This is a genomic window from Desulfovibrio sp. X2, assembly GCF_000422205.1.
Taxonomy (GTDB): Bacteria; Desulfobacterota; Desulfovibrionia; order Desulfovibrionales; family Desulfovibrionaceae; genus Alkalidesulfovibrio.
In genome coordinates this window covers 58,924-74,661 of sequence record NZ_ATHV01000006.1, presented here as the reverse complement: position 1 = coordinate 74,661, position 15,738 = coordinate 58,924, and the positions used below count along the sequence as shown (strand labels likewise).

12 protein-coding genes are annotated in these 15,738 nt (G+C 67.9%); 2 read left to right on the top strand and 10 right to left on the bottom strand.

Annotated features, from left to right (window positions below):
* Position 1 precedes the first annotated feature (1 nt).
* The 9 genes from DSX2_RS02965 to DSX2_RS02925 form a co-directional block, all read right to left on the bottom strand.
* Positions 2–4,786: an FtsX-like permease family protein gene (locus tag DSX2_RS02965; RefSeq protein WP_020879552.1), complete on the bottom strand. Its 4,785-nt coding sequence runs from the start codon at positions 4,784–4,786 to the stop codon at positions 2–4.
* On the bottom strand, positions 4,783–5,529 hold the full coding sequence (locus tag DSX2_RS02960) for an ABC transporter ATP-binding protein (protein ID WP_020879551.1): 747 nt from the start codon (positions 5,527–5,529) through the stop codon (positions 4,783–4,785). The genes DSX2_RS02965 and DSX2_RS02960 overlap by 4 nt, the downstream gene beginning before the upstream one ends.
* Positions 5,530–5,538: 9 nt before the next feature.
* Complete coding sequence (locus DSX2_RS02955) at positions 5,539–6,240, bottom strand: ABC transporter permease (RefSeq protein WP_020879550.1); 702 nt, start codon at positions 6,238–6,240, stop codon at positions 5,539–5,541.
* Between the two features lie 109 nt (positions 6,241–6,349).
* On the bottom strand, positions 6,350–7,132 hold the full coding sequence (locus DSX2_RS02950) for a polysaccharide deacetylase family protein (RefSeq protein WP_020879549.1): 783 nt from the start codon (positions 7,130–7,132) through the stop codon (positions 6,350–6,352).
* Positions 7,129–8,328, bottom strand: coding sequence for a glycosyltransferase family protein (locus DSX2_RS02945; protein ID WP_020879548.1), 1,200 nt, complete (start codon positions 8,326–8,328; stop codon positions 7,129–7,131). Before DSX2_RS02945 ends, DSX2_RS02950 begins: the two co-directional genes overlap by 4 nt.
* A 28-nt stretch (positions 8,329–8,356) precedes the next feature.
* On the bottom strand, positions 8,357–8,974 hold the full coding sequence (locus tag DSX2_RS02940) for a histidine phosphatase family protein (protein WP_020879547.1): 618 nt from the start codon (positions 8,972–8,974) through the stop codon (positions 8,357–8,359).
* Positions 8,971–10,116: a glycosyltransferase family 4 protein gene (locus DSX2_RS02935; RefSeq protein ID WP_020879546.1), complete on the bottom strand. Its 1,146-nt coding sequence runs from the start codon at positions 10,114–10,116 to the stop codon at positions 8,971–8,973. Before DSX2_RS02935 ends, DSX2_RS02940 begins: the two co-directional genes overlap by 4 nt.
* Before the next feature lie 296 nt (positions 10,117–10,412).
* Complete coding sequence (locus DSX2_RS02930) at positions 10,413–11,654, bottom strand: glycosyltransferase (protein WP_020879545.1); 1,242 nt, start codon at positions 11,652–11,654, stop codon at positions 10,413–10,415.
* Positions 11,651–12,841 carry a glycosyltransferase family protein gene (locus tag DSX2_RS02925; RefSeq protein ID WP_020879544.1) on the bottom strand — a complete coding sequence of 397 codons (1,191 nt, stop codon included), beginning with the start codon at positions 12,839–12,841 and terminating at the stop codon, positions 11,651–11,653. The genes DSX2_RS02930 and DSX2_RS02925 overlap by 4 nt, the downstream gene beginning before the upstream one ends.
* 187 nt (positions 12,842–13,028) lie before the next feature.
* Between DSX2_RS02925 and DSX2_RS02920 the strand changes: the two genes are divergently transcribed.
* Both DSX2_RS02920 and DSX2_RS02915 read left to right on the top strand, forming a co-directional pair.
* Positions 13,029–14,231, top strand: a complete 1,203-nt coding sequence (locus DSX2_RS02920; RefSeq protein WP_020879543.1) for a hypothetical protein — start codon at positions 13,029–13,031, stop codon at positions 14,229–14,231.
* Positions 14,228–14,941: a methyltransferase domain-containing protein gene (locus DSX2_RS02915; RefSeq protein WP_020879542.1), complete on the top strand. Its 714-nt coding sequence runs from the start codon at positions 14,228–14,230 to the stop codon at positions 14,939–14,941. Before DSX2_RS02920 ends, DSX2_RS02915 begins: the two co-directional genes overlap by 4 nt.
* Positions 14,942–14,975: 34 nt before the next feature.
* Here the strand turns inward: DSX2_RS02915 and DSX2_RS02910 are convergent, their stop codons facing one another.
* On the bottom strand, positions 14,976–15,680 hold the full coding sequence (locus DSX2_RS02910; RefSeq protein WP_035040411.1) for a methyltransferase domain-containing protein: 705 nt from the start codon (positions 15,678–15,680) through the stop codon (positions 14,976–14,978).
* Positions 15,681–15,738 lie beyond the last annotated feature (58 nt).

Here is a 15,738-nt window from a genome sequence, read left to right as displayed (position 1 = left end):
CCTAGCCCGTTTGTCCTTCGCTGCGCGCCATGTACTGCCTGAGCAGGCTTTCGTAGCCCGCGCGGCCTTCCTCGTCCAGGGAACGCCAGACCAGAAGCTGCTTGCGCAGATCGTTCAGAAAATTCTTGTTCAGTCGCTTCCAGATGCCCACCTCGCCCGCCTGGCGCGCGACGCGGATGCGTATCTCCATGAATTCCGGCTGGTCCTCAGAGGGACAGAAGAATATTTCGGTCTCCTGGCGCACGCCGAAATCGAACGGCGCGAGCCAGATGGATGCGCGCAGGTTGAGACACTGGTCGGGCGCTTCGGGGCTGCGCTTCTCCGTGAAGCTCTGCAGCGGACAGGCGAAGGCGCAGGCCACGTCGTCGGAGCAGAACAGCCCGTGGGTCACGTCCTGGTGCGCCTGGTAGTAGTCGAGCAGGAAGCCGCCCACGCATTCCTGCTCCGGCTCCTTGAGCAGGAAGGGGAGCGTCAGGGTGATCTCGTTTCCGGCGCTGTCGGGCATGACCCAGGAGCGGGTCACGTCCGGGATGGCGATCTGGGCCGCGACCCGGGCAGGGTAGATGACCGAGAGCAGGGTCACGCCGATGACCAGGAGCATGGCCGCCACGCCCGCCAGCGAGGAGTAGTTGGCGGTCATGCCCGACCACACGGCCGTGCCCGAGAGCGTCTCCGCCGCCACCTGCGCCAGGAGGTAGCCGAGCACCGAGCTTATGACCGCGAAGGCCACGGCCTCGGCGATGAACAGATAGGAGACGTGCGTCGGGGCCATGCCGATGGAGGTGTACACGCCGATCTCGCGGCGGCGCTCGTAGACGCTGGCGATCATGGTGTTGAGCACGATGCACACGGCGATGACGAGAGGGATGACGATGTTCGGCAGGCCGGAGTAGTTGATGGTGTCCGAGGCGCTGTACAGATACGTGCCCGAGGACTGGCCCACGAACAGCGGCAGGCCGAAGCGGTCCACCAGCCCCTTGGCCAGGTCGGCCGTGGAGAGCCCACCCAGCGGGTGCAGGGCCATGGACTTGATCTCGCCGCCCAGGGAGAGGGCCGTGCCCGCCGGGACGATGACCACCTGGTCGGCCGAGACGTGCTGGTAGCGGCTCTGGAAATTCTGCATCTCCTCGCCCGTGTCGATCTCGTCGGCCTGGGCCTCGGCCAGGGAGACGGCCATCTCCGACGGGAAGGTCACGGGCGTGGGCGGTTCCTCGTCCAGGTCCGAGAAATCGTCCAGTGCCGCGGCATCGAAGCAGCCGACCACGGAGAAGGGCATGCCCCAGAGTTCGATCTTCGCGCCGTTCGGTGCGGCCGGATCGATGCCGAAGCGCTTGGCCGTGGACGCGGGCAGGAGCACGGCATCTTGCTCGCCGGGCTTGAACCAGCGGCCGCCCGTGAGCACGCGGTCGAGACCGCTCACCTCCGGCTCGTGCGGGGAAAGGCCGATGAGCCCCCGCGCCTCCTCGTTCGTGCTGCCGCGCCGCAGGGGCACGTAGACGGCCGTGGTCCTGTCCTTGTTGTCCAGCCAGACGCGGGGCACGGCCAGGGCCTGGCCGCGGAACGCGTTGCTCACGATGGCGGCCGTCTCCCGCGGCAGGCTCGCCCAGCCGAGGCTCTTCATGAGGATGCCCCGGTAGCTGGACGTGTCCGTGAAGGGCGTGGACGTGCTCTCGCGCACCGACTTGACCGAGGTGAAGCTCATGATGGTGAAGGTCAGGATGACCAGGGTGACCACGGTCAGCGAGGTGCGCACCTTGCGTCGCCGCAGATTGGAGACGCCGATGACGAAGGCCGCGGCGAAGGCCTTGAGCTTGCTGACTTCCGAGGCCTTCGTGTGGTGCGCCCGGCGCTGCAGCTTCTCCATCTCCTTCTCGAAGCGCAGGAAGATGATCGCGGCCACCAGGGCGGAGAGCCCGGCGATGAAGAAGGCCAGGATGACCACCAGCGGAGAGTAGGTGAGCTGGAAAGCCGGGTGCACCGCATAGATGACCGCGATGACCACGCAGAGAATGGCCAGGAAAGCCACGATGCGTTTGTGGATGTCCGCGAAGGCGAAAAGCACCCGCTCGGCGCAATAGGCGAAGGGCACGAACAGGGCGATGTAGAAGAGAACGCCGAGGAGCACGTCGCGTTGTGTCTTCTCCACGTCCAGGTAGACGCGCGTGGCCAGGGCCCACGAGGCGCGGGCGTGCTCCAGGAAGTCGCTCCAGCGCATGTCCTTGAAGGCCGCGTCCGCCGCCTTGAGCTCGGACTGTCCCTGGGCCTGCATCGTCCGGATGCGTTCGTTGTCGATGCCGTGGGTCTCGAGGTTCCTGATGCGCGGCCCGAGCAGGGCCCACATGTCCGTGGCCACATGGAACTCCGTGGCGTTGATCTCGGGCCACTCGGAGGGCAGGTAGCCCACGCCCTCGGGATTGCCGGGCACCGCGTGGGTCAGGATGAGCTTTCTGGTGAGCACGGTGTCGGACAGGGTCACCTTGAGGGGCGTCCCTTGTTCCAGGAAGAACGAGGCCAGGGTGGAGTCCCGGGTGTCGATGCGGCTGAACCAGTATTTGACCGGTGTGGCGTCGCGCCGTCCGTCGTAGAGGTCGATCTTGGTCAGGTAGGCGAAGGTCCGCGGCTCGAGCAGCCCGAAGATGGAGATGCGCTTGGCCGCGAACATGACCAGGTCGGTCTCCATGCGCTGGCGCACCATCTTCACGCGGTACGAGTCCTTGCCGGTCTGCTTCTTGTCCACGGCCCACATGATGCGGCCGCTGTCGGGATCGAAGCGGTAGGCCTCGAGGATCACCTTGTGGAAGGTGTTCTTGTGGTCCGCGAGGCCGGTGAAGCGGAAGGTGCCCGCGGTGTCGACCATGGAGTAGACGATGGCCGGTCCCTGGTAGGCCTGGATGATGGTTCCCGGGGCGGGCTGGTCGGGAAAGACCTCGCCCTGGCGGATGAACCGGGCCTTGCCTTCGAGTTCGGACAGGCCCTGGCGCGGCACTTCGTCGTACAGGGGGGCGGGCGTCGTGACGAGCACGTCTACCAGCCCCCTGAGCAGGGCGATCTGGCGGTCGAGGGAGGCGAAGTCCACCTTGTCGGGCGTGTCGTAGGGGGTGCCCCAGGTCGAGCGGGCATCCTCCACCGTGGCCATGGTCAGGCCGAGCACGCCGCCCAATGCCGCCACCTCGCCGCCGAGCCCGGGGCGGTCCTCGAACCAGGACTCCCAGGGCCGGATGCGCGAGGGACGGAGCGTGTCGCGCAGTGGGGCCACGCTGCCGTCCTTGGGCATCTCCTCGGCCGCGGCCTGGAGGATGCGGTCTATGCGGCCGTAGTCCGGGTTGCGGTTGCGGTCGGGCCGTATCTCGTACTGGAAGCCGTAGTCGAAGGCGCCCACGCCGTTGCCGTGGGTGGAAAGATGCAGCGAGATCCAGGCCGCGACCTCGAGAGGTGCAACCTCGGCCCGCGCCTGACGCGAACTCTTGGCCGCCAGGAGTTGTTCCCCGGCGTCCGTCGCCACTTCCATCTGTTCCGAGACGGCCGCGGGCACGAAGCTCTGCAGGAGCGCGAGGCTCGCCTCGTCCGCGCGGGAGAAGTCCGTGACGTCCACGAGGTTCCTGAGCAGCATGCGGCGTCGGGCGAGCTGCCTGATCTCCTCCTCGTGGGCGGGATCGCCCTGGAGGCGAAGCTGCATGAGCTTCGTGGAGATCGCGTCCACGTGGTTCTTGATCTGGAAACGCAGCGCCTGGGAAACCTCCCGCCCTTCCTCGGGAGTGAGGTCGCGCAGGCTGCGGCCGGATTCCAGGATGTGCAGGGCGGCCTTGGCGGCCAGACCGCGGCTGCGCTCGGTGCGTTCGAGCTCCATCAGGCGCGTGGCCTTGGTGCGAACGGACCATACGAAGTCGCGGATGCCGGCCAGCCCCTGGGCATGCCCCTCGGTGGCCAGCAGAAGCACGGAGCGCTTGGGGGGGTGCGCCTTCAGTTCGGCCGCGAGCTCGAGCAGGGCGGCTATGGAGCTGGCTTCCTCGGCTCCTGGCGAACGTCCGACGACCAGCCCCTCGGAGTCGTAGAAGGCCTCGATCACCACGAGCTGATCGGCCAGCTGCGGGTCGCTTCCCGGGATGAGGCAGTAGACGTTCTCCCCCATGATCCGCTTCCATCTCGCATGGCAGTGCAGGCTGGCCGTGGGCGCGGCGGAGGAGGCGAGGGCATGTTCGAAATCGGGGACGGCGGCGGAGAGCTCCCGCTCCGTGACCACGAAGGTGGGGAGGTCGATGGGGGTGAGTTCGTGCTTGTCCGTGTAGTAGCCGCGCGCGTGCGTGCCGCGATCCACGAAGATCACGGCCTGGGCGCCGAGGTTCGCCGCGTTCTCCCAGTTCTTGCCCGAATCGAGGTCCATGCACACGAGGGCGCCGGACACCGGCTTGCCCTCCATCTCGGACAGGCTGCCGCGACCCGCCCAGAGGAGAGGGCCGGTCGCGCCCGCCTCGGGCGTGCTCTGCGGAAAGACGGCATTGGTCGTCAACGGATGCAGGGTGAGGCTCCGGCCGCTTCCGGCCAGGGTCAGGTCGGCCGGCTCGTAGCGGCGCAGCGGCAGGAGGAAGAGCTGGTGGTCGGTCTTGAATCCCAGGGACTCGAAGGTGTCCGCGATGGTCTCGGCCGCTTGCCGCGCACCGGGACTGCCCGTGGTGCGGTCGCCGAAGGAGGCGAAGTGTTCCACGGTGCGCCTGGCGTCGGCCCAGACGGGCGCGGCCCAGGCCAGAAGCAGCAGGGCCGCCAGAAGGAGCGCGCCCTTTCGCTTCACGCCGGGGCCTCGTCGCGGCGGATGCCGCCCACCTGGATGTTGAGGTCGGCGCGGTTCTCGATGCGGTCGATGCGCCCGTCCACGATCCAGACCACGCGGTCTGAGACGTTCAGCATCTTGTAGTCGTGGGTTGCGGTGATCACGGTCACTTGGCGTTCGACGGAGAGGGTGCGCAGAAGCTCGATGATCTCCGCGCCGGTGTTGAGGTCGAGGTTGCCCGTGGGTTCGTCCGCCAGGATGATGGCCGGGGAGTTGGCCAGGGAGCGGGCCACGGCCACGCGCTGCTGCTGGCCGCCGGAAAGCTCCTGGGGCTTGTGGTTGTAGCGCCCCTCGAGCCCGACGAGCTTCAGGAGCTCGATGCCCTTCTCCACGGCGTCGTCCTGGTTCATGCCGCCGAAGGTCATGGGCAGGGTCACGTTCTCAAGGGCGGTCATGACCTGGATCAGGTTGAAGGTCTGGAAGATGTAGCCGATCTTGCGGTTGCGCAGCCAGGCGAGCTCGAAGGCGTCGAGCTGGGCGATGTCCACCTCGTCGATGAAGACCTTGCCCTCGCTCGGCTTGTCCAGTCCGCCGATCATGTTGAACAGCGTGGACTTGCCCGAGCCGGAGGGGCCCATGATGGAGATGTACTCGCCCGCGGAGATTTCCAGGTCCACGCCCTTCAGGGCCTCGACCCGGTGCTTGCCCATGCGGAATATCTTCTTCACTCCGCTGACGCGGACGATGGTGTGCGTTGCGGCCACGATCCCTCCCTACTCCTCGGCCCGCATGGCCTCTACGGGTTGCATGCGCGCCGCCACCACGGCCGGATAGAGCACGCCCAGCATGGACAGAAGCAGGCCCACCCCGGCCGCCGCGAGCAGCGAGAGCAGCGCGTCCATCGGCGAGGTGTGGGCCACGGCCGAAGGGCCGAAGCGCACGAGGCCGACGAGCAGGGCCGTCAGCGTGCCGAGCAGGCCGCCGAGGAGCGCCCCGGCCAGCCCCTGCAGGGCGGCCTCGATCAGGAACAGACGCAGGATGAAGCTGTCCAGCGCGCCCAGGCATTTCATGGTGCCTATCTCGCGGAAGCGCTCGGTCACGGACATGAGTTGCGCGTTGACGATGCCCACGGCGCAGACCAGCAGGGAGAGGATGATGATCCAGCGGTCCTTGGCCGTGGCCCCGACGTTCATGGCCCCAGCGGCCAGATCGAAGCCCGCCCGGACGAGCATCTGGCGGCTTCCGGGGACGTTGGAGCGCAGGATGCCCGTGGCGATGTCGGCGGAGACGAGGGTGAAGCCCAGGAACGCGACCGCGAGGATCAGGGTCGTGACCGTGACGCAGTTGCGCAGGAAGCGCACCTGCAGGCTCTCGAAGCTGATCTGCAGGGCCTTGCGGAAGGGCAGAACGACCTGCCCTCGGATATCTCCCCCGGATTCCGGGGGCTTGCGGTCAAGAATATCGGTCCTGACCATGGAACACCTTCCTGGGGGAAAAAACGGGCGGGAAATTCTGCGATCCCATGAAATTCAAAATACCCGAAACGCCGCGAAATGCAACGATCCTGAGGCATGGAACCGAATCTTACCGGCTGGCCGCGAGAGCTGTCCGCGCGTCCACGAAGCGCACGTTCCCGGAGGCGGCGAGCCGACCCAGCAAAAGGTTCAGGAATTCCAGCGAGGCGCCTGTCTGGCGCTGGTGGTGGAGCATGAGCCCCAGGTAGCCGAGCGACAAGGCGCCGCGCATTTCGGCGAGCAGACCGCAGAGCTGCGCCTCGGGGTCGGCCTCCTTCCTGATGTGCAGGTCCACGTTCACCGGCAGTTCGCGCAGGCCGGACGGAACTGCGGGCAGGGCCCCCTGCCAGCGCGAGGTGCCCGCGAAGCCGAGCTCACGGAGTATCTCCATGGTCGTCTGGTCGCAGCGGTTCCACGGCGGCGTGAACAGGGGCACGAAACGGCCGCCGAAGGCGCGGCGCAGCATGTCGCGGCCAGCCGCGAGCAGACGGCGCTTGGCGTCGCCCGGCATGTCCGGCCCGAATTCCATCTTCTTGCCCGAGCGCGCCGTGCTGGCGTGGCGATACCCATGCTGGTGGAGGCTCCACAGGGGATCGGCGAAGTCCATGTCGCGGCCGAGGCGGGAGAGGCCGAGCGGCAGCCAGGAGGGCACCACGGCCAGGGCCAGAGGCACCTTGTGGCGGGCGAAGCATGTGATCATCTCGCAGAAGGCGGTGCCGCCCATGCCGACGTCGTCCGCACGGCAGTAGACGCGCAGGGGGCCTCGTCCGAGGCCTGCCGCAAGCAGGGCCGAAAGCCGGGCTCCGAAGTCCGGAGGGGGCGTCCGCCAGAGGGCGCTCGGGGCGTAGTTCACCGGCGGGCCTTCCCCGGCTTCTGCGCGCTGTCCTTGCCGACCAGGCGGCGCAAAAGGATGGCCGAGTTGGCGGCTCCGTCCAGGTTGACCTGACGGGAGGGAGCGAAGGGGTGCTTGGTCAGCACCTCGCAGATGCGCGCGACGAGGCCCTGGGGGAAGAGTTCGTGGCCTCCGATCACCGCCAGGGCGCCGAGCTTCTCGAGCTTGGCCGCCCGCCTCGCCTGCTCCGTGTTGGCGTCGAAGGGCAGGACCAGGGCCGGGACCTTGGCCGCGAGCACGTTCATGCTGGTGTTGTACCCGGCCTGGCTGATGGACAGGTCGGCCGCGGCCAGGAGGTCGAGGAAGCGTTCCTCGAAGCGTTGCACCTGGACGTTCGGAAGATCGCTCGCCCGCGCCTTCAGCCGGGCGAATTCTATCTCCGGCATGAAGGGGCCGGTGAGCACGCGCAGGCGGTAGTCCGGCCGGTCGGCGAGAAGGCCGAAGGCCTCCACTGCCGCGTTCAGCAGGGGAAAGCCGACCTGCCCCCCGCCCGCGCTCGCCACCACCAGCTTTTCCGCGGGGCCGAGTCCTGCCGCCGCGCGTCCGCGTTCGCGTGCGCCGGGCGCCGGGCGTTCGGCCACGAAGCCGGTGTAGGCCACCGGCACCGGGATCTCGGAAGTGCGGGGAAAGGTCTCGTCCAGGCACTGCACGTCCTGGTCGGCGTGCACCAGGACCAGGTCGAACCATTTCTCCAGGGTCGCGAGGACGCGATGCTCGTACTTCTGCATGTCCTCGCGCTCGACCAGGATGTCGCGCAGGGAGCAGACCACGGCCGGTCCGTTCGGACCGGCCGCGCGGCAGGCTTCGAGCGCAGGCTCGAGCTCGAAGCGGAACTTCTTGCGGCCGAAGGGGAAGAGCTCGATGAGGAAGACGTCCGGACGCTCGCGTTCGAGCACGCCGAGCAGCATGTCGCGGCGAGCCGCCTTGATCACTTCCACGTCGGCCCCGTCCTCGGTGTGCAGTCCCCTGAAGGCCGCGTCCATGGACAGGGAGGGGAGGTGCACCTCGCGCACGTTCTGCGGCAGCTTCAGCTCCGGCGCCTGCCTGCCTCCGCTGACCAGGACGACCTCGTCCGGGGCGAGCCCCGCGGCCAGGGTCAGGGAGCGGAAGAAGTGCCCGACGCCGAGGACGTGCTGGCTGTAGAAGACGACTTTCATCTCGCATCCCTCCGGCTGCGGCCTGGGCCTACAGCTCTTCGTTCAGGCTCTCGACGGCGAAATCCTTGCCGTTCCAGGCGATTCGGTGCAGGGCGCGGCGTGCGAGCAGCTTCGGCTTGGAGTCCGAGGCCTGGAAATCCCGGCCGAGCAGGTGGTAGGTCAGGCACTTGATCGCTCCCAGGTGGCTCACCACCAGGATGCGCTGGCCGGGAAACGTTCCGGCGGCATCCTCGAGCGCGGCCAGCATCCTGGCGAGCACCTCCCGGCGCGATTCCCCGCCCGGCGGCCTGAAGTCCCATCCCTTGGCGGCCAACGCCGCGAGTTCGCCCCCCTTGTCCCGCTCGAGCGTGTCCAGCGTCAAGCCGGACCATTGTCCCCAGTCTTGTTCGCGCAGCCTGAAGTCCGTGGCCAATGGAACCTTCAAGCGTTGGTTGAGGATCTCGGCGGTGGCCACGGCCCGCCCCAGATCGCTCGCCAGGATGCGGGAGGCGCCTTCGTCCGCCAGGCGCACGCCCCAGCGTCTGGCCTGGGCCTCGCCCTCGGGCGCAAGCGGCGTCTCGAGCTGGCCCTGGATGCGGTGCTCCTGGTTCCAGAGCGTCTCCCCGTGCCGCAGGAGAAGAAAACGGGTAGGAGGCATCGCGCTCATCGGGCGCTCCCGGCGCGGCAGTCGTCACGCCGGGCCGCGAGTCCGGCCAGGATGGTCTCGATGCGCCCGTAGTTGCGCTCCTGGTCGAAGGTCTCGCGCACCCTGGCCGCGCCGGCGGCGCCGAGGCGGTTGCGGAGCTCGGCGTCGTCCAGCAGGCGCGCGATGGCCCTTGCGAAGGCTCCCTGCTCCGCGGGCGGCACGAGCAGCCCGGTTTCGTTGTCGGCCACCGCCTCGGTCACGCCCCATCCCTTGAGGGCGACCACGGGCAGTCCGCATGACTGGGCCTCGAGGAATGCCATGCCCAGGGCCTCGTTGATGCCTGGGAAGGCGAAGATGTCAGCGGCGGAGTAGACCGAGGCCATCTCCTTGCGCGGCACGAGGCCGAGCAGGCGCACCCTTCCCTCGGGCAGGGCGCGGACGGCGGCCTCGACGCGGGCTCGCTCCGGGCCGTCGCCCGCGATGACGAGGAGGAAGTCGCGTCCTTCCTCCGCCAGCCTGGCACAGGCCGCGATGGTCGAGAGCAGGCCACGTGTCTTCACGTCGGAGCGGAACATGGCCGCGCAGAGCACCACGGGGCGCTCCCCGGCCGCTCCCCATTCCGCGCGCAGGCGGGTGCGCTCCGCCTCGTCGCGGGTGAATTCCGCGGGGCGGATGCCCACCGGGACGTAGGAAAGGCGGGCGGGCTCCACGAGCCTGCCTACGTTCACGAAGTCGCGCCGCTTGTTGGCCACCACGGCGTCGGCCGCGAGCAGGGAATCGCGGCTGAGCGAGAAGCCTGGCCGGGTGAGCAGCCGCTTGCGGTACTTGGTGGCGTAGGAGGCCTGGACCACGGCGTAGGGGATGCCGAGCGCGCGGGAGCAGGACGGGCCGAGCACGTCCGGGGCCTTCCAGTAGGCATGGTAGGTCAGCCACAGCTCGGCCCCGAACTCCCGGCAGAGCGTCTTTGTACGCTGACGCTCCATGGCCGCCGAGGCCCATTTCCAGGGTTTCCAGAAGATGTAGCGGGTGCGCAGGCGGCTGACGAGCCTCACGTCGTGGCCTTTGGCGAGCAGAAAGTCGTGGATTCCCCGGCCGATGACGAGATCTCCCGAGGGATTCGGGGCATCCAGTGACTTGAAGGGCATGTAGAAGGCTATGCGCATGGCGTGTGCCGCATGGTCCCGCTGCCGCCGACCTTCGTGCGCGGCGTGTCGGCCGGTGTCGAACCCGGACGCCGCGCGCCGAGGAGGAAAGGCTGCAGGACGCGCTCCTCTCAAAGGTTGCGTGTTCCTATCGTGCGGCGGGCGGCATCTTCGACGCCGCTGTGCGCCCTGGGGCGCGGTCGTGCCGCGTAAGTCCGTGCCCTCTCTAGCACATTGCGCGGGCATCGGTCGATGCCCGCGGCCTTTTTTCAGGAAGCGCAAAGCCGTCTGCTGGCGGGTGCGCCAAAAGCCTCGGCTCAGGCCAGGTGTTTGGTCCAGATGTCGGCGAGCTCCACGATGCACTCCCGCGCGTCGAAATGCTGCCTGACCGTCTCCCGTGCCGCCTGCGTAGAACGGGCGCGGAAATCGGCGTCCGTGAGGCTCTTCAGGATGGCGGCGGCCATGGCCTCGTCGTCTCCGGGCTCCACGAGCAGGCCGGAGACGCCGTCTTCGACCAGCTCCGGGATGCCGGAGACGGTGGTGGCGACCACGGGCACGTTCATGGCCATGCTTTCCACGAGCACGTTCGGGATGCCGTCCCGGTCGCCGTTGTCCGCCACCTCGCAGCCCAGGGCGAAGCAGTCGGCGCGCTCGAACTGGCGCAGGACCTCCTCGTGGGTCTGCGTGCCGAGCCACTGCGTGCGCTCGGTCAGCCCGAGTTCGTCGAGCTGGCCGAGGATCGCGGCGCGGTCGTCGCCGTCACCGATCAGGCAGTAGTCGAAGGCCAGCCCCTGGTCGGCCAGGCGGCGCAGGGCGCGCAGGACCGTGGGCAATCCCTTCTTGGCGGTGAAGCGGGCGATGGAAAGGATGCGGTAGGGCGGCTCGGGCGTGCCACGCTCCTCGCCGGGTGTGAAAAGTCCCAGGTCGATGCCGTGATAGACGCGGTACAGCGGGCGCCTGAGCTCGTTCAGGGAGTCGAGGTATTCGTGGTTGTGACCGGTGCAGGTGACCACGAACGAGGCCTCGGCTATCTTTTCCTGCAGGCTCTCCGGATTCTGCGTCCAGATGTCCTTGGCGTGGCCGGTGAAGCTGAAGGGCAGGCCGCCGATGCAGGCCGCGAGCGAGGCCACGGAGGCCGGGGAATGGGCGAAATGGGCGTGCAGGTGCCCGATGCCTGCGTGCGGCAGGATCTCGCCCGCGATCACTCCGGCCTGGAGCAGGTGCTTGATGCTGGCCATGCGGCGCGAGCGCATGAAGCGGCGCACGGTATGGCCCACGGCCTTGCGGTAGCCTTTCGGGTAAAGGCGCGCGGCCCGCCAGTTGGCGCGAAGGATGCGGCCCCAGTTGCCCGAAAGCTCCGAAGGCAGGTAGTCCACCTCCGCCCGGATCTCCTTGACGGACTCGTGGCAGAAGGCCTCGCGGGGCTTGCGCATGGAGATGATGCGGATGGTGAAGCCGCGCCCCTCGAGGAGCCTGATCTCGTTGGCGATGAATGTTTCCGATATCCTGGGATAGCCCTTCAGGACCATGCCCAGAACCGGAGCGTTTTCTGGGGTCATTGCTGTTCGGCTTGGAATTTCGCCAGGCGCTCGCGCATGACCTCGAGGCCGCTCAGGGCGAAGTCGTTGACTGCGGAGCGGCAGGGCTCGATGTTGTTCAGGAGTTCCTCGAGCTTGTCGCGCATGCGTTCGGGAGAGAGATCGTTCCAGGGGATGAAGTCCATGAGGGAGTGTTTCTTCATGACTTCGGCGCGGATGCGCTGCTCGCGTCTGGGCGTCTCGCGTGGGATGATCAGCGAAACCTTGTGCTGGGAGAGGATTTCGCAGACCGTGTTGTAGCCGCCCATGCTCACCACAAGGTCGGCCGCGGCGATGAAGTTCTCCATCTGGCGGCTGAAGTGGTAGAACTTCACGCCCAGCTTTTTGGCGCGGCAGGCCACGGCGACCCGTTCGGACTTGGCCATGAAGGGCCCGGAGACCATGACCGTGCGCATGGGCATCGTCGGCGGCGTCTCCTCGAGCATGCGCAGGTACGTGTCGAGCACGGCGTAGCCGTCGCCGCCGCCGCCCGTGGTCACGACCACCAGGCGCTCCTTGCAGTTGACGTGCTGCTCCTTGCGCATGTCCGTGCCGTGCTTGGCCAGGCGGGGGATATAGCCGGTGAAGACGATTTTTTTGCTGATGTGCTCGGGGATCTGGTACTCGATTATGGGGTCGTAAAGCTTCTGGTCGCCGTAGACCCATATCTCGGAGTAGTACTTGTCGAGCACGGAATAGATGTCCTTGCTCTTCCAGTCCTCCACCGTGCTCGCCGCGTCGTCCATGATGTCGCGCAGACCGAGCACGGTGCGGCAGTAGGGGGCTTCCCGTCTGAGCATCCTGAGCGTGGGCATGATCTCGGAGTTCAGGCCGCGCGGCGCCTTGTCCACGATGAAGAGCTGGGGCTTGAAGGCCTTGGCGGTGGCCCTGATGATGCTCTGGCGGATCTGCAGCGCGTGTTCGGGATCGATCTTGATGGTGTACGGGATGTACTGGTCGTTCGCCTGCTTTATCATCCCCGGAACCCGCACGAAATCGATCTGCTCCGGGATGTCGAAGCGGCCGACGATGGGCGAGCCCGTAAGGATGAGGATGTTCACGTTCGGGCGGCGGAGTTGGGCCGCGATGGCCATGGTCCGCCGGATGTGTCCCAGCCCGTACGTGTCGTGGGAATACATCAGGATGTTGAAGGTGCTGGGGTCGATCATCGGCGCGAAGCGGTATCCTTCATGGAGCGTGAGTTCGATTTCTGAAGCGCCGTGGCCCCGGGCAAACGACGGCAAGCTGCCTCATACGCTTAATCGGGTATCGATGCAATGACCGCCCCGCATCTTGCCCGAGATTGTTGAAAATCGAAAAACGTGCCATTGACCACGGCGAACGACGACACCCCATATGGAACGGCTCGACATTCTCCTCTACGCCCACGACGGCCGCGGCATAGGCCACGTCAGCCGCACTGCGGCCGTGGGACTGGCCCTGCGCCGCCGCCACCCGGACCTGCGCGTGGCCTTGCTGAGCGGAGAGCGCCGCGTGGAGGGGCTCGTGCGCGGCGCTCCGCTGGACTGGATCAAGCTGCCGTCCTACGCCACGCGCGTAGTCGAGGGCCGTTCCCAGGGGGCCCCCGGGGACTGCGGGCTGTCCGACGCGGCACTGGGCGAGGCGCGCGCGGAACTGATCCGGGCCGCGGCCGCGACGCTTCGGCCGCGCGTGGCGCTGGCCGACCACACCCCCCAGGGCAAGCACCGCGAACTCGTGCCCGCGCTCGAGGCCACGTCCGGCGGGACGGCCTGGGTGCTCGGCGTGCGCGCCGTGGTCGGCGGGGTGGGCAAGGTCTGGTCCGATCTCGCGGCCGGACTTTTCAGGAAACATTTCCGAACGCTCTTCTGGTACGGCGACAGGAACGTCTCCCCCACGGAGGCCGAACGGTTGGAAAGCCATTTCGGCCGCGCTCCCGATGTCTGCGGCTACGTCTCCCGGCTGCGCGAACTGGACGCGGCCGGACTCCTCGCCCCCGCAGGCATGCGCCGGGGCGTGGTCATGGGGCTTTCCTGGGCGGACGCGGCCTCGCCGGGACTCCTGCGCGCCGTGTCCGAGGCCGCGGCACGGACCTGCAAGACGCTCGGTCCCTGGCGCATTTTTCTCGACTACGGGCGAGGCGAGGGCGCGGGGACGGTGCGGGAGGAGGCGGCCCGCCTCTTCTCCGGCGTGCCGGGAGCGACGCTGTGCGATTTCGGCGAGGCGTACGCGGACGCCATGGCCGGAGCGCGCCTGGCCGTGGTCTACGGAGGCTACAACAGCCTGACCGACGTGCTGGCAGCGGACATAGGCGGCGTGGTCCTGCTGCGCGGCATGAAGGACAACGAGCAGGAGCTTCACGTGGCCGGGCTGGCCGCGCGGCGGCCGGACCTCGTGCCTCTCGACGCCGCGAGGCTCGACGCAACCGGGCTCGTGCAGGGTCTCGAGAAGGCCCTTGCCGCGGCTCCCGTGCGTTCGTGCCGGGCCGAGGCCGTGTCCATCGACGGCGCGGCAAGGGCGGCGGACCTGCTCGCCGCGCTCGTCCGCGAATCCCGGAGCAAAGAAGGGGAAGGTGCATGAGCGGATCGGGCAATGGATGGCGCAGGCGGCTGGACGGCTGGACCAAGGCCCTGTCGCGCGACGAGACGGCTCGCCTGCGCCGGATGCTTGCGCCGTTTCCCCGCTCCTGCCGGGTGGTGGAGGTCGGCTCCGGCCTCGGCCGCAAGCTCCTGCTGCTGCGGGACATGGGCTTCACCGACCTCTGCGGCATCGAACGCAATCCCGACGTGGCGCAACGGGCGAGGGACAAGGGGCTTCACGTCCTTTCCCCGGAGGGGGCCGAACCGGAGCTCCTGCAGCGACCGGCCGATCTTCTGCTGCTCTCGCACGTGGTGGAGCACTTCGCCTGGGACGGGCTGAGCGAATTCATGAACCACTACTTGAACTTTTTGCGCGTCGGCGGGCACTGCTGCATCGTCTCGCCGCTCGCGCACGACCGCTTCTGGATCGACTTCGACCACGTGAAGCCCTATCCGCCGCAGGCCATCAAGCTCTTCTTCGGCGAGAACGACGAGCAGGTGCAGGCCTATTCCCCCCATACCCTGAAGCTGCGCGACGTGGATTTCCGCAGGAGCCCCTGGCGCATCACCTACAGCCGCGCCCTGCTGCTGAAAAAAGGCGATCTGGCGCCGAGGCTGGCCAACCTGGCCCTTGCCGCGGCCTTCCGCGTAAGCGGCAAACTGCTCGGCCGGACCACGGGCTGGCTCGGACTCTTCGAAAAGACGCGCTGAGCAACGTGTGAGCCCGCTCAGCCCCTCGGATTTCTCAGATTCTGGTGAAGCGCACGAGATACTTGTAGCGTTGCGTGAGGTCCGCTTCCCGGGTCAGGAGTTCGGCGGACCATTTTACCGCGAAGCGGTCCAGGGCGAAGGCGAGCAGGTCGAAGCGCTCCTCGCGCAGGAAGCGCTCGGGATAGAAGCGAGCGAGATCCGCGCCGCTCACGCCGAGTTCCTTGAACGAATAGATGGGGCGCATGGTGTGGATCATCTCGTGCGAGGCGAGGCGGGCGGCGGCGTCCAGGAAGCTGCCGGCGAGGCCCTTGCGCACGCTGCCGCGGCCGATGATGTCGATCATCATGGAGGTGTCGAAGGTGCGGCCGTCCGGAGCGGGGGCCGAGGCGCCGAGGACGTCGGCGGCCAGGAAGGAGACGTTGTCCGCGCCGCGGAGGCGGGCCAGGACCCGGGCGCAGGCCACCACCTCCTCGTCCATGTCGATGCCGAGCACGCTCGCGGCGCCGTGTTCCGCGGCCAGGAACGAGAAGTGGCCGAGGTTGCAGCCGATGTCCACGACGTTCTTGCCCGTGAAGTCGAGCCCGGCCAGATCGGGCGGCAATCCGTCGTCGTCCGCTCCGGTGCCCTCTGCCAGCTGCCTGCCGTCCGGGGCGAAGACGGGGCGCCAGATGCGCTCCTGGCCCAGGGACGCGAGGCGCTGTTCGGCCTCCTTCAGGAGCTCCTGACGCGAGTGCTGCATGGTTTCGGCGTTCATAGGGGCCGGAGTTTGCCCGTCTCGCGCGGGCTTGTCCAGAGAA